Origin of the sequence: Paenibacillus sp. FSL L8-0435 (genome assembly GCF_037965655.1) — a bacterium.
Taxonomy (GTDB): domain Bacteria; phylum Bacillota; class Bacilli; order Paenibacillales; family Paenibacillaceae; genus Paenibacillus.
This window is the reverse complement of the sequence record NZ_CP150185.1, coordinates 736,553-759,160: the sequence shown is the minus strand read 5'-3', so window position 1 is coordinate 759,160 and position 22,608 is coordinate 736,553. Positions and strand designations below refer to the sequence as shown.

The window sequence follows — 22,608 nt, the reverse complement described above, 5'->3', positions numbered from 1 at the left end:
CCGTTCATCAGCATTTCTGAGCCATAGTAATCTATGATTCAGTGTTGCCCGGAAGTAGAGAGAATAGTCCTGCAAGAATGACTTTCTTCAGATCATTTTATACATAAATATACTGTTCATCGCCGAAATGGATATGGACGGGCCTGCCTTCACCGTCCACTCTGTTTCATTGCTGTTTAATGCGTGCACCCTTAACCCCATCTGCTCCAGCAATTCACGTAACGGAACCCAGATGGTCCCCCCTTGACTCTGTACTGCCCCCATTTCACTTAACCCTTTCGTTGTTAGTGTTCCGCTCACAGCGTCTGCATGAATCGTTCTTTCCTTCCACACAGCTGTAGCTGTTCTGGACTCAGGGTCCCAGCGAGTGCTGCCCCCGAATTTTTTCATAAAGGTACGCAACGGCACCATGATTCGTTGATCCTCCATACGGAATTCGCCCGACTGTAGGGTAGCCGCAGCCAATCCCACCTCTACCTTCAGCTTCTTGCTCCCAAGCCACAATGTCGCATTCGCTTCTACATGCTCTGTAATCCAGGCCTTTCCTGGCACCTTGCGCCCTTTATACTTATCAGCTGGATGTACACGGAATTGAACCGGCTGATCCGAACCCTTCATGATGTCAAAACGATATCCGTGATCACGATAATATTTGATAATACCCGGGAGTGCTTTCACTGTTTCAGCGTGCGCACCTCCATCATGCATCAGGAGAATGACTGAACGTGCTCCCGCAGGTACTTTGGTCGAATTGCTGAGGATTTCTTTGGCCGGAACTCCTTTGCGCTTGGAATCTCCGCTATCGACGTTCCAGTCCATGACGGTGTACCCGCCCAATTGCAGCAAATCAAAATAACTCTGGTCAAAATGCCCATAGGTACCACCTGGTGCTCGCACCAGATTCGGACGGAAACCGGTTATACGCTCCAGCACTTCCTCTGTCTGCTTAATCTGTTTCCAGAACACTTTAAAATCACTATACAGCTGTTCGTATTGATGATTAAAAGTATGATTGCCCAAAGCATGTCCATCCTCGACAAGTCCCCGGATTAACTCGGGATAACGCTCTGCCTGCTCACCCAGCACAAAAAATGTAGCCAAAACCTTCTCCTTACGCAAAATATCCAATACTTCACGGGTATGGTTACCCGGTCCATCGTCAAAACTCAGATAGACTACCTTGTCTTGAGTATTCTTATCTTCCGAGATTGGATCACCTGAGCCGGAAGCAGAAGATGCATAAGCCGTGCCTGCATATACAGCAAATGCACATAACAATATCGCAATACGCATGAGAATGACATACCATTGTCCAGATAAAAACATATGTATGGTTGTTGCAGAGTTTCCCCCTAATTCCTTGATTCTGAATTCCGGTCTCTGTACCATTTACGAATCGACCTCCACCGTCTCTAGTAATTTGCTGATAGACTTCAGCAGATTTGTTAGAATTATATGGAGACTACATGGAAAAAAGACGCGATTTTGTTTAATATTTTTTCACAATTTGCTATGTAGCCTGATTGATTCTTCGCTTCAGATTAGGTAGCATAATGAACAGGCAGAACACATTAAAACACCTTGGAGAGTATTCTTGCTCCCACCCCGTATTCAGGAGAGTGAAATCTATTGGAATTGCTTGAGAAGATCCAACATCTGTTTGGGTCCTACGGATACAGCGTATTGTTTTTTGGCTTGTTGCTTGAATTCATCGCACTTCCCTTTCCTGGTGAAACAACGATGGCTTACGCAGGGTTTCTCTCCTATAAGGGACATCTTGATTTCGGTATCCTCACCATACTGGCTTTTCTGGGAACGACGATTGGCATGACAATTACTTATTTTATTGGAGCCAAAGCAGGTCTGCCCTTCATAACTCGGTACGGAAAATGGTTTCTGCTGAAACAGGACAAGCTCGATAAAACACAAAAGTGGTTTGCCAAGTATGGGAATGCCTTGATATTCATCGGTTATTTCATTCCGGGGGTAAGACATTTCACCGGATATTTCGCGGGCATAGCCGCGGTTCCTTTTCGCAAATTCGCTCTCTACGCCTATTCAGGCGCGCTGTTCTGGGTTGTGCTATTTCTGGGCATTGGCAAAATATTTGGCCCCCAGTGGAATGCCGTATTCCATCTGGCTCATCAATATGCAGCATATATCGTGGGAGGAATCGGCCTGTTACTTATCGTGGCTGTGCTCTACCGTTACCGCAAAGCATGGGCAGCAAGATCCGTGTCCAAGCCTACCACTGTTCGACAAAGACAAAAGTAAATTCGAACGAACGTCTATCTATAATTTCAAGTAAGGAGCTGCGTGTCATCGCGGCTCCTTTTTTGTGTTATCCAAACGGAAGGAGAACCTTTCATTCTTTTTTGTGATAATCCGAATTCATCCAGGTCATACTAACTTGCAAATATAGGATGTATAAGGAGGATACATGATGAGTGCATCGGTACAGGACGGTCAAGGTCTGAAGAGAATCTCTCCAGATCTGAATGAAAATACAACGTACTGCAAGCAAGTCATGGGACACAGTAATGACTTGATGATTCGTCCTTTGCAATGTTTGCATAAATGGCCTGCCGTCATGCTGTACATTGATGGAATGGTCGATGTACAAATTCTAAATCACTCCATCATGGAATCCTTATTACATAAACGTGATCTTCCAGATTTTTCAGCGGATGCTGAACATCTTAGTTACCTCCAAAATGATGTTCTGATCGCAAGTGATGTCCTGCTCGTCAATGATATGGATGAAGTGCTGAATGCCCTGCTGTCGGGATCAGCCGTACTTCTGCTTGAAGGTTCTGTACGAGGGTTGAAAATCGGTGCAGCCGGTTGGGAAGACCGGTCCATCGGGGAACCAGTCTCTCAGACTGTCGTTCGGGGTCCGATGGAAGGCTTTAATGAGAATCTACGTACCAACACTTCATTAATTCGCAAACGAATCCGAGATCCTCATCTCTGGATCGAAGAAAGAGAGATCGGTCGAGTCACCAAGACTCGCGTTGCAGTGCTCTATCTGGAACATGTCGTGGATCAGGAGATTGTGCAGGAACTAAGGCGAAGACTGGATGAGATTGATATCGATAGCATTCTTGAGGGAGGATACATCGAAGAGCTGGTTCAGGATAAGACAAGGACCATTTTCCCAACAGTATATAATAGCGAACGACCCGATACCGTGTCCGCGGCACTGCTGGAAGGCCGGGTTGCAATCATTGTCGACGGGACACCCTTTGTTTTAGTTGTTCCCGCCTTGTTTGTTCATTTCTTTCAGTCACCTGAGGATTATTATCAGCGAGCTGATATCAGTACACTGATTCGATTGATCCGATATCTGGCTTTTTTTATCGCGTTGCTCTCTCCTTCCTTTTATATTGCCATTACCACTTTCCACCAGGAGATGCTTCCTACCAACCTTCTAATCAGTTTGGCAGCTCAGCGAGAAGGCGTTCCTTTCCCCGCCTTTATTGAAGCCCTGCTGATGGAGCTAACTTATGAAATTTTGCGAGAAGCGGGCATTCGGATACCAAAGACGGTCGGTCAGGCTGTGTCCATTGTGGGTACGCTTGTTATTGGTCAAGCCGCGGTGGATGCTGGAGTTGTATCTGCTGCAATGGTCATCATCGTATCCATCACTGCGATATCCAGTTATGTCATTCCTGAAAATGGGCTCTCCATCTCGGTACGCATGTTGCGGTTCGTTCTGATGATCCTGGCCGCTGCCTTCGGATTTTATGGCATCCTGATTGTATTGTTAATTACCATAACGCATCTTTGCAGCTTGCGTTCTTTCGGGGTACCTTATATGTCTCCTTTTGCACCCTTTATTCAGAAGGATCTCAAAGACACGATCTTTCGTGTACCCTGGTCTCGTATGAAGACTCGTCCACTCTCTACCAGCACAACAAATGAAGTTAGACAATCCACCAAAAAAACGAAGCGGTAATTCGGTAAGGAGCGCACACCATGCATAGATGCTTACGCTTAATATTATCCTGTGTCATTCTGCTTCCTCTCCTTACCGGATGCTGGGATCGGCAGGAATTGAATGAACTTGGCATTATGTTGGGTCTCGGTGTGGACAAAGATGGAGATCTGATCAAAGTAAGTGCTCAGGTCGTTGTTCCGAATGAGGTATCTTCCAAAGCAGGGGGAGGGAAAGGGACACCCGTTACACAGTACGAAGCGTCGGCTACAACCTTGTTTGAAGCCATTCAAAAATTAACGGAGACAAGCCCGCGCAGAATCTTCCTTGCACATATCCGGGTTCTGGTATTTGGTGAAGAATATGCACGTAAAAACGGAATATATGATGTTATTGAGGCGTTAATGCGCGAGCCTACAGCAAGACCTGATTATTACGTCTTGGTTGCTAAGAATACTACTGCTTCCCAGCTGCTTGACGTACTTACACCTTTAGATAATACTCCAGCTGAAAAAATGTATAATTCTCTCGATATATCTTCTACGACCTGGTCTCCCACTACCACGGTCACCGGGGATGAATTACTGGAGTTCATGATATCGCCTGGCATCCAGCCCGTCATTACAGGTGTAGAGATCCTCGGTCCCAAAGGTCAAAGCGGGAATAAAGAGAATATATCGACCATTCGCTCACCAGCTCGCCTCAATACGACGGGACTGAGCGTGTTCAAGAAAGACAAGCTGATTGGTTGGTTAACGGAGGATGAATCCAAAGGCTACAATTATATCCGTGACAATGTAGAATCAACGGTCAACCATATGCCTTGTCGCAAGCAAGGCAACGTGACGTTTAAGGCCCTCCGTACAACAACGAAAAGAAAGGCAGAAATCGTAAATGATAAGCCCGTAATCCACATCGATGTCAAGAATGTCTCCTCCATCGGTGCAGTTGAATGCGGGATCAAGATTGGTTCGATGAAAGTTCTCAAAGAACTTGAAGCCGATAGTGAAGAACGATTAATTGAACTGATGCAGAACTCTGTCAATGCAGTAAAACGCAAATTCCATGTCGATATATTTGGTTTTGGACAGGAAGTGTACCATGCAGATCCCAAGTTCTTCAAGAAGATAGAAAATGAGTGGGATAAACATTTTGAAGAACTGGACATCAAGTACAAAACCAATGTGCAGATTAAACGTGTCGGTACACTGGATGATTCATTCAGAAACGAATTAAAGGAGTGATTGAAGCGTGCTGATTACACTTGCGGTTATCGTCGTAGCAGCTAGTATTGGCTGGATCGATCTGCCTGGCCTCATTCACCGGAAAGAATGGCGAGAAACAGCTGTATACAGTGGAATGCTTCTCACTGCTACGGTGTTCGGCATTATTGCTTCCAATCTGTGGGAGTTCCCTAGTCCACTCTATATCATCATGTGGATCTATGACCCTGTGAACCATATATTAGCACGACTGACTGGAACTTAGGAGACAAGGGAGGGTATATCATGCTTGAAAAGGGACGGATCGGAACAAGACAATTATCCACCCTTACATTTATGTTGGTGGTTGGAGATATGATGCTGATCTACCCCTCCGTTATTACGTCCTATGCCAAGCAAGATGCCTGGATCTGTGCTCTTATTGGCATTCCACTCGGAATGGCTCTCATGGCCATGATTATGAAATTGGGAAGTATGCATCCGGGAAAGAATCTGGTACAGATTGCCCGAAGTATTTTGGGCTTTTGGCCAGGCACCCTTTTCTCCTGTTTCTACTTATTTTTTTTCATCATTGGTACATCCACATATACCCGGGAAGTCGGGGATTTCATGACTTCCCAGATCTTTCAGTACACTCCTATACGTGTCATCATTCTTATGTTTGTTATTGCTATAGGATGGGGTGTGTACCATGGCCTAGAGACGATCGCAAGAACAAGTGAACTGCTGATACCAATCGTCATTCTTTTCACAATGGCACTCGCCTTCTGTCTACTTCCACAGGTTGAAACCAGTAATCTGAAGCCAGTAACAGACACCGGTGTTGTCTCTATTGCGCAGGGTATTCTGGTGAGTATCATATATCCCGTCGGTGAAACTATCCCCATTTTAATGATCCTTCCCTATGTCGCAAACAGTGCCCACCGCATGCGTGACATTGTCATTTCAGCAGGGCTCGGCAATCTGATCCTTGCCATTCTGGTTACCATATCCATGCTCGTTCTCGGTCCTTTCCTTACCCAACATAATATATACGCTTCGTTTGTCTTGTCTCAAAAGATTAGCATCGGTGGAATCTTTGAACGAATTGAGGTGATCATGGCTTGCTCGTGGTTTATCTCTACCTACTTCAAAGCAGCGATCTACTTATATGCCTTTATTGTTGGATGCGCAGAACTGTTCAAACTTAAGCATTTCAAGATGCTCATTTTACCATCGACATTGCTCGTTTATGGCATGGCCAATCTCGTTGCACCCAGTCTGACGTTTATCATCATCACCATTGTTCCGTACTGGGTGGATTGGGATACCACGCTAGGGATCATTCTTCCCGCTATGCTGATTCTTATCGCGTCAGTGAAATCCCGCAGAAAATCCAATTCGCAATCTCAGCCAACCACAGAAGGTTAACTCTGAAGGGTGCTTTAGACGTCAAACCATGGAAAGGAGCAGAAGGGCATGTTGATGAAGGAAAAACTCACAATTCGGCAGTTCACCTTGCTCACTTTCCTGGTTATGATCGGAGATATGGTTCTGATCTACCCTTCACTTGTTACCGCAGTAGGCAAACAGGACGCATGGTTCTGTTCTCTCGTTGGTCTGCCAATCGGTCTTGGCATCATCTGGGTTCTATATAAACTGCATCGAACATATCCTCAGTTGTCCCTTTTCGAAATATGTAACAAGTTACTTGGGACTTGGGTGGGTTCCGTGCTTTCAGTTGCCTATCTATTCTATTTCGCTATAGGTGCAGCCACATGTGTTCGTGAGGTCGGTGACTTCATGACAACCCAGATCTATCTCAAGACCCCCATTCGGGTCATTATTCTGATGATCATTTGCTCTTTGGCCTGGGGACTTATCCATGGTTTTCGTACGATAGGTTTAAGCTCCGAACTGTTAGCCCCAATCGTTGTGGTCTTTATAGCTTTTCTCTTTCTGGGGCTTCTTCCTCAAGCCAAGACTGCTAATCTTCAGCCTTTCTTTGATATTCCCTGGATACATTTAGCAGACCCTGTCATCCGTGGTGCATTTACTTCCTTTGGTGAACTTATTGTTCTTTCCGTATTTCTCCCCTACGTGAACCCCGGGCCTCATCTCAAACGGGATTTCTTGCTGGCTACCTTCTTTGGGGGATTACTATTAAGCTTGTTATTGCTGCTCTCACTCATGGTGATGGGACCTACACTGACGCAGCACAGTATCTATATCTCATACGCTCTTTCACAAAAGATTAATATAGGTAATTTCTTCGAACGAATCGAAGCATTCATGGCTATCGCCTGGTTAATTTCGACCTATTTCAAAAGTCTGCTGTATCTATTTGCCTTTGTGCTGGGAACAGCACAATTATTTCGTTTAAAGACGTATAAGCCTCTCATCTTGCCTTCTTCCCTGCTGTTATTTGCCCTGGGTGTACTGCTTGCTCCAAATGTTATTTTCTATACGGATACGATCATGCCTGTATGGGTAGACTGGAATATCACCGTCAGCTTCATCATTCCATTGTTCCTCTTGCTGGTATATCGCATTCGTTCATGCAAGCATAAGCAACAGTTATAAAGGGCTGGAAATCCGCATATGCAAAAGGCTGTGTTCACGAAGAATTCCGCGAACACAGCCTTTATATTGTTAATTATATGTTGCCGGAGCAGCTTATATGGACTTCAGCGCCTCAAGTGCTGCCTCGATATGTCCTTTGACCCGAACTTTGGACCAGTCCTTGATCAATTTCCCCTCTTCATCAATCAGAAAAGTGGAGCGAACCACCCCCATGTACTCCTTGCCATACATTTTCTTCAGCTGCCATACACCGTATTGCTCGGCTACAACGTGCTCTTCATCCGATAACAAGGTAAACGGCAGTCCATATTTGGCAATAAACTTGTCATGTTGTTTCATCGGATCGGTGCTGATTCCGAGAATGACCGTGTTCAGCCCTTCAAATTCAGCATGTCGATCCCGGAAATCACAAGCCTGTTGTGTACAGGACGAGGTCATATCTTTGGGATAAAAATAAAGCAGCACCCGCTGTCCGCGGTAATCCGAAAGCTTTACCGATTCTCCCGTACTGGACGGAAGCTCAAAATCCGGTGCCAATTCGCCTACTTTTAACGTCATGTCAGTTCCTCCCTAATCTCCCCCATGAATTACTATAGGGCGTTATTATGAACCTGCTCCGCGATACCGCTTCACGCCAAAATTCCACAGAAGCAATCCCATAGAACCAAACACCAATCCCATCACAGGTGTAAGCAGCGCCATGCGATGCATCTCGGACCTTTCCAGGAACAAGGCTGCGGGATAGATCCCCACGAAGGCAAACGGAATGATCCAGGTTAACAGCACCTGAATGGCACGGTTATAGATCGTGACAGGGTAGCGTCCATATCCTTGAATGTTATACATCAACGGCAGGATACCTGTTGGCGCGTCCGAATAAAAGGATAGTGAAGTCAATGTGGTGTAGATTCCGGCATAGATCATGACTGAGCTGAGTGCCAAAATAATTAAGGCAGGGATATGCCACCACTCCAGCATCAGACCCATCTCTGCTCCACTGAAGATCATGATGATCAGGCCGATAAATGAGCCCACGAGTGCAGGCGGATCCACATTTTCAAGCAATATTTGGAACAGATTATGTGCAGGACGTGTCAGGATCCGATCCATCTCACCTTTGACGATGTACCGCTCACTGAATCCCCACAGATTGATAAAACAACTGAAGATGCCATAGGGCACCATAAAATATCCATAAACAAAGAGCACTTCACTCTCACTCCAGCCGCCCAGGTTATCCGTGTGGCGGAAGACCACAAAGATAAAGATCAGGTTGGTTGCCTGGAACAGCAGATCCGATAGGATCTCCACCCAGAAATCGGCGCGGTACGTAAGTCGTGTTTTCATGTAATTTTTCAAATATTCCCAGACCAGACCCATATAGTACATATCTGTTATCCCCCTTGCACGAACAGACGCTTGCGCGCCTTACGCCAGATCAATACCATCGGAAGCAGCAGTACGGCAAACCAGAACACCTGAATACCGAGTACACTCCAGATGGCGGTACCTTCCACTCTTCCAGTGAAGACGGAACCGGGCAGATACGTAATGGCCTGAAAAGGCAATACTTTCATCACTGCGGACATCCAGCCTGGATACAGGCTGATCGGGATGATTAGACCGGAGAACAAATCAACCACGACGCGTTTCATACGCATCATGCCTTCATTGTTTTCCACAAAGAATGCCGCCAGTCCTGTTATCACATTAATCTGGGAATTAATGAGGAAACTGAAGAACAGCATGACGAGAAAGCCAATCCACGCCGATGGCGCCGTAGGCAATTCAACCGGGAACAGCAGAATGGCAATGAGCATTCCCGGAATCATGAGAAGCAGAAAGCGGAAAATACCTTCCCCAAGACCCTGCATCATTTTGACCATAACGTAATTGATCGGTCTGATGAATTGAATTGCAATGGAGCCATCCCGTATATCTGCGGCAATCTCCCGGTCCAGGTTGTTAAAATAAAAGGCACGTGCCATCCAGGATACAGCGATGTAAGTGGTCATCTGCGCTGCCGTGAAGCCGCCGAGTTCACCACTGCTACCGTAAATGGCTTGCCAGGTAAAGTAATACACGCCGATATTCAGCGTATATATCAAAATGCCGGAGTAATAATTCACCCGGTATGCCAGCATCGTTAGAAAACGGATGCGCATAAAATCAATAAATGCACTATTCATCTCAGGATACACCCACCGCTTCTTTCCCTGCTCCCACAATCTCTGGACGCTCGGCGGAACCGGATTGGTAAATACTGCGCACAATCTCATCCGTGTTAATCTCGATAATCTGAATATCGGTAATATCAGCCTGTCCAACGACACGTCCGAGTACATCCGAGACATTCAGTTCCAGCGGAATCCATACAGATGCGGACAATTCATTCTCTACCGTCCAACGGACAGGCAACGCAGCAGTCCATTCCTGCATCTGACTGATGTTGTGAGCTGAACCAAACTTGAAGCGGATCTCGCGCTCCTTACCCCACTGGGACTTGAGATGATCCAGACCTCCATCATAGATAATGTTGCCTGCATCAAGCATGATCACCCGGGAACACAGGGCCTCAATGTCCTGCAAATCATGGGTTGTGAGCAGTATGGTTGTTCCATGCTCCTTGTTCATGTCTTTCAAGAAATCCCGAATTTCCGACTTCACCACAATATCCAAACCAATGGTTGGCTCGTCCAGGAAAACAATACTCGGATTATGCAACAAGGCTGCCACTAACTCGCAGCGCATACGCTGACCAAGACTGAGCTTCCGCACCGGACGACTTAACAAATCCTGAAGCTGCAACCGCTCAACTAGTTCATCCAGCCGTTTGCGGAAATCGACCTCTCCGACACGATATACTTTGCGCAATAAATGGAAGGATTCGATCACGCCAATATCCCACCACAATTGACTGCGCTGACCAAAAACAACACCAATATTCTGTACAAACTTCTCCCGTTCCTGATACGGAACATATCCACCAACCGATATTTGCCCTGAAGTAGGCACCAAAATGCCGGTCAACATCTTGATTGTTGTTGATTTACCGGCACCGTTCTCCCCAATATATCCGCATATTTCGCCCTGCGGAATCTGAAATGAAATATCATTTACAGCCAATACCTCTTGGTATTGACGTGCAAACAGGTCCTGGAACGCGCCCTTCAGCCCACCTCGGCTTTTCTGGACGCTAAACGACTTGCGCAAATCTTTGACATCAATCGCCAGCATGATTATACCTCACTTGGATTTTGTTGAAATTGCTTGTAGCCCAAAAAGAAATTATAATGGTATCAGTCAAAATTCAGCAAGCTTTAAAAATAGTCTGGAGCCGCGTCCTGTGCCTGATGACGATGGAGACGTGAGCGGAAAGCTTCGGCTAGATTATAACAGAAACAACTTTGGACTTATTTTATATTTTATCTCAAATACAAAGGAGAGCTAGCATGACCAGAAAGACGAAGAGAACCATCTGGATTTCTCTTGCCGCCTTCGTGTTAATTATCGGAGGAGCAGCGACATATTATTTCGGTTCTATTCTCAATCAGTTGGACGGTTTGGCAAAAGACGGTGACGAATCACCATTCGCAGGTATCGAAAATGTGGAGAAAGTAAATACTCCTGACCCACCCAAATGGGAAGGCACAGAAACGGTAAATATTCTCGTTATGGGTGTCGATGCACGTGGATTGAAAAAAGGTGAAGTTCCTCGCTCCGACAGCATGATGGTTGTATCGCTCGACCCACTCACCAAAAAAATTAATCTGTTCTCCATTCTGCGTGACACTTACGTCAATATTGACGGGTACGGTAAGGAGCGGATCAACACCGCGATCACGCATGGCCCTAACGCAGCAATGCAAGCTGCAGGCGACCTGCTCGGCATTCCTGTACAGTATTATGTGTATACGGATTTCCAAGGATTCATCAAATTGGTGGATGCCGTTGGCGGCGTGGATTTTGATGTGGAGAAAGACATGCACTATACAAGTAAAGCAGACAATAACGAATACGATATTGATCTCAAAAAAGGGTATCAGCATCTGGATGGCGAGACAGCGCTCATGTACGTTCGTTTCCGTCATGATGCGATGTCGGATTTCGCTCGTTCCGAGCGTCAGCGTGAGTTGCTGAAAGCTGTCACAGCGAAAATGCAATCCACAACAACCATTGCCAAACTTCCCTCCATTCTGGAACAGGTTAATCCTTATGTGGATACGAATCTGACACTCTCCGACATGTGGAAGCTGGGTGGACTCGGATATCAGAGCAGCATGAACGGCAGTGAGCAGATTCCGCCAATGAACCTGCTGAAAGAAGAACGTACAGCAGGCGGTGCGCAAGTATTGACGGTTACCAATGAAGAGAAATTGAAGCAGCATATTCAGGATATTATTCACCCGCCTGCTACAACGGATGATAGTACGACCAGCACCGAAGATAAAACAGCCAGTGGTGACGATCAGAAGTCAGAGCAACCGGCTCAGTAATCTAAATATGCAGAGGGCAGCCATTACGCTGCCCTCTCGTTGTGCCCGGCTATACTATTATGAGAAAATCATCATATCTTTCTGTGGCTTGTTTCTTTATCATATTTTGAATGACGAAAGGAAGTTATCTTATGAATACATCACGTTCCCGTTCCGAACTTCTATACGCAGAAGCACTTGAACATATTGTAGGAGGTGTTAACAGCCCTTCACGCTCGTTCAAAGCCGTTGGTGGCGGTTCACCTGTATTTATGAAAAAAGCCCAAGGGGCCCACTTCTGGGATGTCGATGACAACCGTTATATTGATTATCTGGCCGCTTACGGTCCGATTGTTACAGGACATGCTCACCCGCATATTACACAGGCCATTACGGAAGCAGCAGCAAATGGCGTGCTGTACGGTACCCCAACAGAGCTTGAAATCAAGCTCGCCAAAATGCTGAAGGAAGCCATTCCTTCCATGGATAAAGTTCGTTTTGTAAACTCCGGTACAGAGGCGGTCATGACTACGATTCGGGTCGCTCGTGCCTACACCAAACGCAACAAGATCGTAAAATTCGCCGGATGTTACCATGGTCACTCCGATCTAGTGCTTGTCGCTGCCGGTTCAGGCCCGTCCACGCTCGGAATTCCTGACAGTGCGGGAGTTCCAGCCAGTATTGCACAAGAAGTCATTACTGTGCCCTACAATGATCTGGAAGCCCTGAAAGATGCTTTGGAGCGCTGGGGGGATGATGTTGCCGCGGTCATGGTTGAACCGATCGTGGGTAACTTTGGTATGGTTATGCCGGAGCCTGGCTTCCTGGAAGGCCTCTGTGCCATGACACGTGCTAACGGCTCACTGGTTATCTATGACGAGGTCATTACGGCTTTCCGTTTCCATTACGGTTCTACTCAGACGTATGCCGGACTCGATAACCATGCGGAGATTGAACCCGATCTGACGGCTCTTGGTAAAATTATTGGTGGCGGCCTGCCAATCGGTGCTTACGGCGGACGCAAACATGTTATGGAGCAGGTTGCTCCGCTCGGACCGGCTTATCAGGCGGGCACGATGGCTGGTAACCCTGCATCCATCTCGGCTGGTATCGCATGTCTGGAGGTCCTGCAAGGCGAGGGTGTATACGAAGAGATGGAACGCCTTGCAATCGACCTGACGGCAGGTCTGCAAGCTTCTGCTGACCGTCACGGGATTGCACTGACAATCAACCGGATTCGTGGTGCGTTCTCCACCCATTTCTGTAATCATCCGGTGACGAACTACGATCATGCTCAAGACACGGATGGCGAGCTGTTTGCTTCCTTCTTCCGTCATATGCTTGACCGTGGCATTAACCTGGCTCCATCCAAATATGAGGCCTGGTTCCTGACCACGGCTCATACAGATGAGGATGTTCAGGCTACATTGGAAGCCGCAGAAGCTTCCTTCAAGGCGATGGCTCAGGAATAAATCGGATTATTTCCACCACACTATAGCGTACAAGCTGTAGTGTAGATGGTTAACAATTCATGGAAAAGGCGTCCAACAAGTGATTAACTTGTGTGGACGCCTTTTGTTATATACGGACAACATTCCGATTCTTCAATTTATTTCTGCCTGATCTGAAGTTTCAAAATTTCCTCCCGGATCTTCTGCATCCCTTCCTCGATTCGCTGCTTCGGCACATTGGAGATGTTCAAGCGCAGCATCTGATCCTGATGCACCTGATATGTTCCCTCCGGATAATACCGTTCAGTCGTATCAACGATCACTCCGCGCTTTTGAAGCCGGGACAACAGAACACGAAGCGGCAGATCGCCCGCCAAAGGCAATACGGTATGCTCGCCTCCTGTTCGAGGAGCCTCCATAAATGGAGCAAAGTCTGGATATGTGTCCAGTTGCTCATGCACCGTGTGCATCCGGGCAGCATAGCGGTTACGAATCACTTTCCTGTGATGAGCAAACATTCCGCTGTGGACATAGATCTCCAGAGCAGCTTGAGACAGGACGGATGTGTCGATATCGAGCATTTTTTTGTAAGCACCAAAAGATTGAATTAGAGGTGAAGGCAGAACAGCTACACCAATGCGCAGACCTGGAAACAAAATTTTGGAATAACTCTTCAGATAGATGACCCGGCCTTCGGTATCATAGGACCATAGAGGGTCCTGTTTTGTACTGTCCTCCAGATCGGCCAGATAATCGTCCTCCACCAGATAGACATCGTACCGCTGTGCCAGCCGGATCAGTCTCTTCTTGTCAGCAACAGTCAACGATGTGCCAATCGGATTGTGAAAGCGCGGCATGACATAGAAAAACTTGATATCTCCTTCAGCAAACTGATGTTCAAGCGATGCCCAGTCCAGCCCATCCAGGGCACGTCTCACACCGACAATCGGCACATTCAATCCACTCAGTAGCGAGGGCATATTGTGATAGGTCGGTAGTTCAAGCAGTACTTTTCTCTTGCCATTGGGAAATGGCATCAATGCCAGTACAGCCAGTGCCTGTTGCACACCTGATGTGATGAAGAACTGCTCCGATCTGGCAAATACCTGATAATCTGCAAACTGCTTCTGCAACAGCATGATAAGCGAAGGTAATCCCTGATCTGTGCCATACATAAATAACTCTGCTTGCTTCTTCTCCATCGCCTGATCCACACAATGACGAAAGTCTGCATAAGGGAACACCCTTGGATCGGGAGCCGCTGAAGCAAAGTCCAACGCTCCCTGCCAGTCCATGTCCTGAGCACCTGCCCCATTCTGTACGGCATAATAGCCAGATTGAGGTATGGCATACACCAAATGCCGCTGCTCCAGCCACTCATATGCACGAATTGCTGTGCTTACACTGCATTGATATTGTTCTGCTACAACTCGAACGGCTGGAAGACGGATGCCCTTATCTGCCCACTGGCGACGATCCTGCTGCAGCATCTGTTCCTGTATCCACTGCTTTAATGCTTCGGCAATCACTTTGTATTTTCTCACTGCACCCATCCCTCTCCCACAACTGTACCGCTACAGTTTACCCTTTTATCTATTGTAGCACGATGCACCTGGCAGTATATTGAATAAGGCCAGCACGTGCCTCGAACCTGACATAATTCAGGTTAATGAAAGATAAAGCGCTATGACTACTGTATTGGAGGAGCATTCATGAACACAACACACACTCGGGGATACGCTTATATAGCAGCTGTATTGTACGCAGCTATTATCGGCCTATCTTTTTTATTTGTTAAAATGACCGTCACTGTTGCACATCCCATTGATGTGCTTGCCCACCGATTCGCGCTGTCGCTGATCGTTGTCAGCATTCCTGTCATTCTGGGTTGGATCAAAATCCGACTTAGCCTTCGTGATCTGTGGCGAATTATTCCACTTGGGCTCTTATCTCCCGTCTTATTTTTTGCCTTTCAAGCCTTTGGACTAGTCTCTTCCAACTCATCGGAAGCGGGTATTATTCAGGCCTTGGCCCCTGTATTCACACTCGTTCTCGCTTCAGTCTTCCTGAAGGAACGCACATCCACGATGCAGAAGCTGTTCCTGCTTCTATCTGTTGTTGGAGTGGTCTTTATTTTCATCATGCAAGGAAGCGGCATGTCTATAGGTAACCTGAAGGGCATTGCATTATTACTGTTATCCACGGTCTGCTTTGCAGGTTATGGTGTGCTTGCGAGACCACTGACCCAGAGGTATAAACCGTTGGAATTAACCTGGGTCACACTGATGGTTGGCTGTATCGTATTTAACGCCGCTTCCCTGATCCGGCATGCGTCCAGCGGTTCCATGATGGACTACATCAAACCGCTTGGAGATACATCCTATCTGGGTGCACTCGCTTATCTGGCAATCCTCTCCACGATGATCTCCACCTTGCTCGCGAGCTATGCTTTGACTCATCTGGAGGCTTCGCAAATGAGTGTATTCAGCAATCTGTCCACGCTTATTTCCATAGTTGGAGGTGCATGGATATTGCATGAACCAGTGGGATACTACCACTATATTGGTGCATTGTTGATTATCGCTGGTGTGCTTGGCACCAATATGAGCGGTCGCAAACAGAGGCTGGTTAATATGATCAAAGCGTGAAAGAGATTCTTATCGAAGGGACTCGTGAAGCCAGAAAGATCGCCCGGGAAACGATGCTAAAGATACGAGAAGCCATGGGCACTCGTTATTTCCACTGACGGTATGAAGCGCTCCATTCACGTTAACACTGCTGAGGACAGTCTATTGGAAAAAGGGGACCCCTCAGCATGAAACGAACACAACCTTCATTTTTACAAGCTATGATGTTGATCATGTTATCCGTTGGCTTGATCAGCCATGTTCTGATTATTCCTGCCCTTTTGGCTGCGGCCAAAAGGGATTCTTGGATTTCCGTCCTATTATCAACCGGACCATTTCTCGTATTTGCGCTAATGCTCGCCTATGTCTCTCGCTTCCTCCAGCATCAAACCCTGCATGAATGGTTATCATCCCGTCTCGGCAAACCCATTGGCCTGTTCTTTCGAGTTGGAAACAGTCTTTTTTTTCTGAGCGTAATTTATTTCACCCTGCACGATACAACGACTTGGGCCAAAACAAACTACCTGACAGAGACACCTGTTTTGGTAACCAGTATTGCATTGATGTCCCTCTGTGCTTACGCTGCGTATAAAGGTATTCGCTCACTTGCTTTTACAGCAGGATTGATCCTGCCACTGGTGGTGTTATTAGGGTTCTATGTCTCTATCGTGAATACTCAATACAAGAATTACAGCCGTCTGCTGCCCGTTCTTGAACACGGATGGCATCCTGTACTTAATGGCATGGTATACAGTCTTGCAGGCATGTTTGAACTGCTGTTCATCTGGTACATCCAACCCCACCTCACCAAACGTATACGTGTATGGCAGTACCTCATGCTGGCACTCATTATTGTGGGGCTGACTGTCGGCCCACTCATTGGGGCCATTGTGGAATTTGATCCTTTTGAAGCTGCCAAAATGCGATATCCCGCCTTTGAAGAATGGCGAATTGCCTCCTTGGGTAAATACATTGCCCAGACCGACTTCTTTTCCATCTACCAATGGCTCGCAGGCTCGTTCACCCGGATTAGTCTCGCCATGTATATTATAGTAGAAATATGGAATATTAAGAGCTCCACCAGAAAGCTCATCAGTTGTATCTCGTTAGGTGTGTTCTTTATTCTAACCATGTTGTATCCTCTGGATGATATGACCTTCGAAAAGCTTCTGGTCGAATACATATTTCCGTTCAATCTCGCGTATCTGAGCGGACTTGCGATTATAGCAACGGCAGTTGCCTTTATTCACTCACGTCATCAGAGGAGGAAACATCATGGAGCATCAGAAGATTGACACCACGTCCCATGAAACACTGCTGGCCTCATTACAAGATCAATTTGATCCGTGCGCCGATGTCGTTCTTCAAACTTTTCCTGCCAAAAGTGAAAACGGCCTGCAAGTGATTGCACTATATTGCGAAGGCTTAGTCGATGCAAAACAAATCAATCAGTTTATTATCCCTCGTCTTGAACAGCATTCCATGCATTTGGAAGAGACACATCCCAAAGAAATGAAACTAGCCATGAATCCGGTAGAAGATTTAAATGACACCGACAATCTGAATTTATTAATTTTTAGCGGACAACTGCTACTGATTTTCGGGAATGGAGACCCCGCGTGCAGTCTGGATATCGCAAGCATTCCAGGTCGAAGCCCGGAAGAGTCTGCCTTGGAGTCATCAGTAAAAGGGCCACGCGACGGATTTACAGAAGAACTATCCGTAAATATTGCCCTTATCCGTAAACGAATGAAAACCTCTTCGATGTGTTATGAAAAGTATGTAAAAGGCGGACGTACACAGACGGCTATTGGCCTATTGTATATTAAAGATGTTATTAATCCAGATATCCTGAAAGAAGCCCGGAGTAACCTTGATCAGATTGAGATCGATGGCATTATCGGCAGCTCCGTTATGGAACGGGCTGTTATGGGTGGTGTTCGCAGTATATTTCCACTTACCGATAACACCGAACGTCCAGATTTTGTGGTTGATTCCTTGCTAAATGGACGTTTTGCTGTTTTGATTGAAGGTTCGCCGGTAGCGATCATCGCCCCAACCACCCTGTTTAATCAGTTGAAATCCCCGGAGGATGAGAGCACACCATTCTTCATCGTTACCCTTGAGCGAATTTTGCGCATTTCCGGGCTATTGATCGCCTGTTTCTTTCCCGCTTTCTATATCGGCCTGACCAGCTTCAATGTGGAACAGATTCCTCTGCCTCTTCTCGCAACTATTACCGGAACACGTATGGGCTTACCCCTGCCGGTAACATTGGAGGCATTCCTGATGATCTTCATGTTCGAACTGTTTAATGAAGCCGGCCGTAGACTCCCACGCGCCTTGGGACAGACGGTCAGCGTAGTTGGTGGACTGATTATCGGTGATGCGGCCATCCGTGCAGGAATAACGTCTCCTACCATTATTGTAACGGTAGCGATCTCTGTTATTTCCAGCTATATACTGGTGAATAATGTTCTGAGTGGTGCGACAGCTCATATCCGCATCGCAATGCTTGCCATATCCTCCATACTTGGACTATTTGGTTTTATGATTGGATTATTTGCTCTACTGGTCCACATCGTATCACTGGAGTGTTATGGTGTATCCTATCTGGCCCCGGTGTCTCCCTACATTCCCGAAGACTTCACCCAAGCCGTATCCATGCATTCCTCGATGAAACGAACCAAGCGCCCAGCCGCACTTCATACCCAGGACTCCACCCGTCGGAGAAAACGTCCTTGACAAGATGGGCATCCTTGAGCGGTCTAATTGTATGTTGCTTGATCCTGTTAACGGGGTGCTGGGACTCCAAAGAGGTACAGAGCATTAACTTTATTACGGCGGTAGGGATAGACTATAAGGATGATCGATATATTACTTACGCTCAACTGATTGATTTCTCCAGTATTGCTAAACAGGAAGCACCAACTTCTCGGGAGGCAAAGGATATCTGGATTGGGCGGGGAGAAGGCACAACACTCAGTATGGCTATTAATGATCTATATGAGACTTCACAACAGCAAACACTGTGGACCCATGTCAAAGCCATTGTTTTATCCAAAAATGTGCTGAACGGACGACTCGAAGATACTTTTAATACACTGTTGCATTCCGGTCAGTTGAGATATACACCATGGATCTACGCTACAGAGCAGGACATTCCTGAAGTGCTCTCTCCTTCGGTCTTGCTGAATCAATCCGCCCAGACGATCGAGATATTTGAGCCCATGAGGTTATACAAACAGCATTCAAGTTACGAACCTATCCGGCTCCATCAGCTTCTCGATGGACTACGGGAACCGGCTTCCGTCGTTCTTTTACCTTCGGTTTCAACAAGGAATGAGACCTGGTTCAACGGCGATAAGACGCCACCCCTTGTTAAAATGGATGGATTTTATGTCATTTCCAAAAGCAAAAGTCAGGGTAGAGTTGGGGGAGCAGAAGCAGATGGTACACGATACGTAAATTATGAGCGAGTACATCAGTACCCACTATACGTATATGGGAATGGTGGAAAAACTCCTGATTTAACCTTGTTGCTTCATCATCCCAAGACAAAAATCAAGGCGAGGAAACAAGGAGATGGCGTCACATTTGATCTGGTTACCTCGGCCAAAGGTACCATCACTGAAGATCATGGGGCTCCTCGGTCTCCAGATGCCATGGAACAAGAAGCCGAGAAACAGATCGAATCCCAAATCCGAGATACGTTCGAAAAAAACAAGTCGCGCATGATTGATTCCTATGGTCTTGTGGAACACTTATATCGCCACAACCTTCCCTTATGGAAACAGGAAGTCGATAACCGGGCGGATCCACTCAAACGTTTTAAACTTGGTAAAGTGGAGGTCCACGTGGATATCCTGAATGCGAGCACGTACAAATACGGTAAATAAAATGAAGAAAAGAAGCCCCGTACCTGCATTGAATGCAAGGTTACGGGGCTTCTTGCCATCTCCAACTATGCTGTCGATTGGGGAAGTTATCCTAATGGATACGCCATGACACTCATCAAAGCCAATTCAGGCTGGGTCGTGTCCAAACGGCTGTACTGGACGATAACGGGGATGTTGCTCGAAACCGTAATCGCATAAGGCACGCCCGGCGGAATAGACTGCTCCCCGGATCGTAGCGATGCAGTCCGAATATGCTTCGTCCTTCTTGCTGGCACTTCAGCGACCATACCTTCGAGTGGTTCTCTGTCTTCAAAATAAATCGTGATGTGCAGCTCCGCATCCGCGGCACTGGTGTTCAGTACACAGATGCTCTCATGACTCTCCAATGTGCCCCGGCTCTCCGGGGGAATATAACCATCCGGAATAACCCAGTAGGCGTGGCCTGTAGCTGCTGAAACATTCTTCCTGGCAGATGTGCCTAATTCTGTCTGGTCAGGTGTCATTGAAATACATCCTCCTTTTTTTTCACGAGTGCAATATAGGTTAAAAATCAGTGGGCTCGCGGGGCAGTCGCTTCGGTGGGCGGATCGGGCTGTGGACCGCTGTTGGCTCGGAATTTCTTCTATTCCCCCTCAGCAGGGGAAATCCCGCTCCAAAGGCGGACGCTTCGCTCCCTTTACCCGATTCCGCCCTCCTCCGCTGCTACGCTCGCCTGTTTTTTAAAAGATTATTGCCTTCGCTATTCGTTAGGCAACTTTTGCTGGCTCGTTACTTCGTTTAACTCGCTACAGCTTTTAAACCCTGAATAGCTCGCTGGGCAGTCGCTTCGGTGGGCGGATCGGGCTGTGGAACGCTGTTGGCTCGGGATTTCTTCTATTTCCCCTCAGCAGGGGAAATCCCGCTCCAAAGGCGGACGCTTCGCTCCCTTTACCCGATTCCGCCCTCCTCCGCTGCTACGCTCGCCATTGGCTTTTAAAAGATTATTGCCTTCGCTCTTCGCTGGGCAACTTTTGTTGGCTCGTTACTTCGTTTAACTCGCTTCGCTTAAATACAGACACACAGGACTTAAAATCCTGCGGGAACTTATCCCCTAGAACAATAGAATTAGATCCTCTACTGATACTAATTACCGCAGATACATCTGCAACGGTTGCAATTGCAACTCGCGTATGGCTTCTGCCACCTGCTGGGCAAGGCGGCGGGCGCCGCGTTCCTGAAAATGTGTGTTATCCTCCACGCCTGAGGGGAAGTTCACATACTCGCCTGGAAGTACCCACATAAAGTCGTCCTTAGTGCCTTCTACGCCTGCCTGCTCGAACAGAAGACGGCTGCGCTCAGCCAGATCGATCAGCGGAACATCTTCCTCTTCGGCAAGCTCACGCATGGCGATGATATAATCGCCGTGGGTATCGGTCAATGTGCCATCATCCGCAAAATAGCGACGATGCACCGGGGTTATGAGCACTGGACGAGCCTCGGCTTCGCGTGCAGCGTCGATATACTTTTTCAAATATTCCTTATATGTTGTGAATGGGTCCGTCCCACGTTCAGGGTCCGGCTTCTCATCGTTATGTCCAAATTGAATAAATAAAAAATCCTCTGGCTTCATTCGCTCCATAATGGCGCTCAATCTGCCTTCATTGATGAAACTGCGGGAACTTCGGCCTGACTGGGCGTGATTATCCACTGCCACATCATGTTTGAACTGCGCTGGCAATAACTGGCCCCAACCGCAATACGGATATCCACTTTCCGGCTGATCTGTTACGGTTGAATCCCCAGCAAGAAATACGGTCATGGTCTGATTCGCAAGGGTAATCTCTAACGCATTGATTCTCGGTGCAGGACCGGAGAATGACAGACGAAGTCTGCCGCCGCGAACAACAACCGAGAATCTAACCTCTGCGTATTGTCCGGGAAGTGTGCGAATGGTTGGCAGTACAAGCCTGCCTTCACCAGCTTTCACGCGGGTCATTGTCTCAGCCAATTCATCCCCTGCAACAAGTAATACTTGGTAGGTTCCGTCGGGAACATCCACGATGAACGATGCTTTGAGCGGAATACAGAAGCCTGAACGCAATCGGGCAGACATGGTTGTCTGCCCCGGATTGTTATGATGTTGTTTCGTGGGATCCGACACATCGTCATCACCGCTCCGTTGTTTCTCATACACCAGAGATCCTGCCTCGAATCCGTATCCTCCGCGTTCTTCATATGCGGTTGTTGCAGTTACTTTCAGATAATCCCCTGTCTCATCTGCTCTTCCCGAGTCTGGTCCAAAGTTAAACTTCCAGCTGGTCACGGACACTGCCTGGCCCTCTGCCGCTGCCCCCATGGCAACGGCCTGACTACCTTGAGCTTTATTCAAAAGCGATAACCTCCTTGGTTAACTTTTGTAAACGTTCATTCGGGCGAAGATACGAAGATACAGTGA

At 47.1% G+C, this 22,608-nt stretch carries 21 protein-coding genes; 13 read left to right on the top strand and 8 right to left on the bottom strand.

Translation table 11 applies throughout. The features are described from left to right. Positions 1-87: 87 nt before the first annotated feature. Positions 88-1,389: a polysaccharide deacetylase gene (locus tag NST33_RS03590; protein ID WP_339306773.1), complete on the bottom strand. Its 1,302-nt coding sequence runs from the start codon at positions 1,387-1,389 to the stop codon at positions 88-90. Between the two features lie 240 nt (positions 1,390-1,629). On the opposite strand from NST33_RS03590, the gene NST33_RS03585 reads away from it, so the two are divergent. From NST33_RS03585 to NST33_RS03560, 6 genes are all read left to right on the top strand, one after another. Next, the gene (locus NST33_RS03585; protein ID WP_221825775.1) at positions 1,630-2,274 is read left to right on the top strand and encodes a DedA family protein; all 645 of its coding nucleotides are present in this window, start codon (positions 1,630-1,632) and stop codon (positions 2,272-2,274) included. Between the two features lie 169 nt (positions 2,275-2,443). Continuing rightward, positions 2,444-3,958: a spore germination protein gene (locus tag NST33_RS03580; RefSeq protein ID WP_221825790.1), complete on the top strand. Its 1,515-nt coding sequence runs from the start codon at positions 2,444-2,446 to the stop codon at positions 3,956-3,958. 20 nt (positions 3,959-3,978) lie between these two features. Beyond that, on the top strand, positions 3,979-5,181 hold the full coding sequence (locus NST33_RS03575) for a Ger(x)C family spore germination protein (RefSeq protein ID WP_221825773.1): 1,203 nt from the start codon (positions 3,979-3,981) through the stop codon (positions 5,179-5,181). A gap of 7 nt (positions 5,182-5,188) precedes the next feature. Beyond that, positions 5,189-5,425 carry a hypothetical protein gene (locus NST33_RS03570; protein WP_221825770.1) on the top strand — a complete coding sequence of 79 codons (237 nt, stop codon included), beginning with the start codon at positions 5,189-5,191 and terminating at the stop codon, positions 5,423-5,425. Between the two features lie 20 nt (positions 5,426-5,445). Then, positions 5,446-6,570, top strand: coding sequence for an endospore germination permease (locus NST33_RS03565; RefSeq protein ID WP_221825767.1), 1,125 nt, complete (start codon positions 5,446-5,448; stop codon positions 6,568-6,570). Positions 6,571-6,618: 48 nt separating this feature from the next. Next, on the top strand, positions 6,619-7,722 hold the full coding sequence (locus NST33_RS03560) for an endospore germination permease (protein WP_221825766.1): 1,104 nt from the start codon (positions 6,619-6,621) through the stop codon (positions 7,720-7,722). Between the two features lie 93 nt (positions 7,723-7,815). Here NST33_RS03560 and bcp read toward each other — a convergent pair whose 3' ends face one another. From bcp to NST33_RS03540, 4 genes are read right to left on the bottom strand one after another with little or no spacing between them, the layout of a single operon-like run. Then, positions 7,816-8,280, bottom strand: a complete 465-nt coding sequence (gene bcp, locus NST33_RS03555) for a thioredoxin-dependent thiol peroxidase (RefSeq protein ID WP_221825765.1) — start codon at positions 8,278-8,280, stop codon at positions 7,816-7,818. A gap of 45 nt (positions 8,281-8,325) precedes the next feature. After that, on the bottom strand, positions 8,326-9,111 hold the full coding sequence (locus NST33_RS03550) for an ABC-2 family transporter protein (protein ID WP_221825763.1): 786 nt from the start codon (positions 9,109-9,111) through the stop codon (positions 8,326-8,328). A gap of 5 nt (positions 9,112-9,116) precedes the next feature. After that, the gene (locus NST33_RS03545) at positions 9,117-9,911 is read right to left on the bottom strand and encodes an ABC-2 family transporter protein (protein WP_036614077.1); all 795 of its coding nucleotides are present in this window, start codon (positions 9,909-9,911) and stop codon (positions 9,117-9,119) included. Between the two features lies 1 nt (position 9,912). Beyond that, positions 9,913-10,959, bottom strand: a complete 1,047-nt coding sequence (locus NST33_RS03540; protein WP_036614079.1) for an ABC transporter ATP-binding protein — start codon at positions 10,957-10,959, stop codon at positions 9,913-9,915. Positions 10,960-10,972: 13 nt separating this feature from the next. Between NST33_RS03540 and NST33_RS03535 the strand changes: the two genes are divergently transcribed. The 3 genes from NST33_RS03535 (at position 10,973) to NST33_RS03525 (ending at position 13,669) form a co-directional block, all read left to right on the top strand. Beyond that, on the top strand, positions 10,973-11,173 hold the full coding sequence (locus NST33_RS03535; RefSeq protein WP_339306770.1) for a hypothetical protein: 201 nt from the start codon (positions 10,973-10,975) through the stop codon (positions 11,171-11,173). Between the two features lies 1 nt (position 11,174). Next, complete coding sequence (locus NST33_RS03530) at positions 11,175-12,218, top strand: LCP family protein (RefSeq protein ID WP_237178444.1); 1,044 nt, start codon at positions 11,175-11,177, stop codon at positions 12,216-12,218. A gap of 131 nt (positions 12,219-12,349) precedes the next feature. Next, a complete protein-coding gene (locus NST33_RS03525) occupies positions 12,350-13,669 on the top strand; it encodes a glutamate-1-semialdehyde 2,1-aminomutase (protein ID WP_339181769.1) in 1,320 nt (439 codons plus the stop codon). Positions 13,670-13,806: 137 nt separating this feature from the next. Here the strand turns inward: NST33_RS03525 and NST33_RS03520 are convergent, their stop codons facing one another. After that, complete coding sequence (locus NST33_RS03520; RefSeq protein ID WP_339306767.1) at positions 13,807-15,201, bottom strand: PLP-dependent aminotransferase family protein; 1,395 nt, start codon at positions 15,199-15,201, stop codon at positions 13,807-13,809. A gap of 159 nt (positions 15,202-15,360) precedes the next feature. Here NST33_RS03520 and NST33_RS03515 point away from each other — a divergent pair, with 159 nt between their 5' ends. The 4 genes from NST33_RS03515 to NST33_RS03500 all read left to right on the top strand — a co-directional run bounded on the left by NST33_RS03515 (position 15,361) and on the right by NST33_RS03500 (position 20,174). Continuing rightward, entirely contained in the window at positions 15,361-16,296 is a 936-nt protein-coding gene (locus NST33_RS03515) for a DMT family transporter (protein WP_339306765.1), read from the top strand. A gap of 167 nt (positions 16,297-16,463) precedes the next feature. Then, entirely contained in the window at positions 16,464-17,570 is a 1,107-nt protein-coding gene (locus tag NST33_RS03510) for an endospore germination permease (protein WP_221825755.1), read from the top strand. Then, positions 17,551-19,020 carry a spore germination protein gene (locus tag NST33_RS03505; protein ID WP_339306763.1) on the top strand — a complete coding sequence of 490 codons (1,470 nt, stop codon included), beginning with the start codon at positions 17,551-17,553 and terminating at the stop codon, positions 19,018-19,020. Before NST33_RS03510 ends, NST33_RS03505 begins: the two co-directional genes overlap by 20 nt. Then, positions 19,017-20,174 (top strand): Ger(x)C family spore germination protein, encoded by a 1,158-nt coding sequence (locus NST33_RS03500; RefSeq protein WP_221825750.1) that lies wholly within the window; start codon positions 19,017-19,019, stop codon positions 20,172-20,174. The genes NST33_RS03505 and NST33_RS03500 overlap by 4 nt, the downstream gene beginning before the upstream one ends. Positions 20,175-20,260: 86 nt before the next feature. Here the strand turns inward: NST33_RS03500 and NST33_RS03495 are convergent, their stop codons facing one another. After that, positions 20,261-20,677: a sensory rhodopsin transducer gene (locus NST33_RS03495; protein ID WP_221825748.1), complete on the bottom strand. Its 417-nt coding sequence runs from the start codon at positions 20,675-20,677 to the stop codon at positions 20,261-20,263. Positions 20,678-21,300: 623 nt separating this feature from the next. After that, entirely contained in the window at positions 21,301-22,542 is a 1,242-nt protein-coding gene (locus tag NST33_RS03490; protein WP_339306760.1) for a rhamnogalacturonan acetylesterase, read from the bottom strand. Positions 22,543-22,608 lie beyond the last annotated feature (66 nt).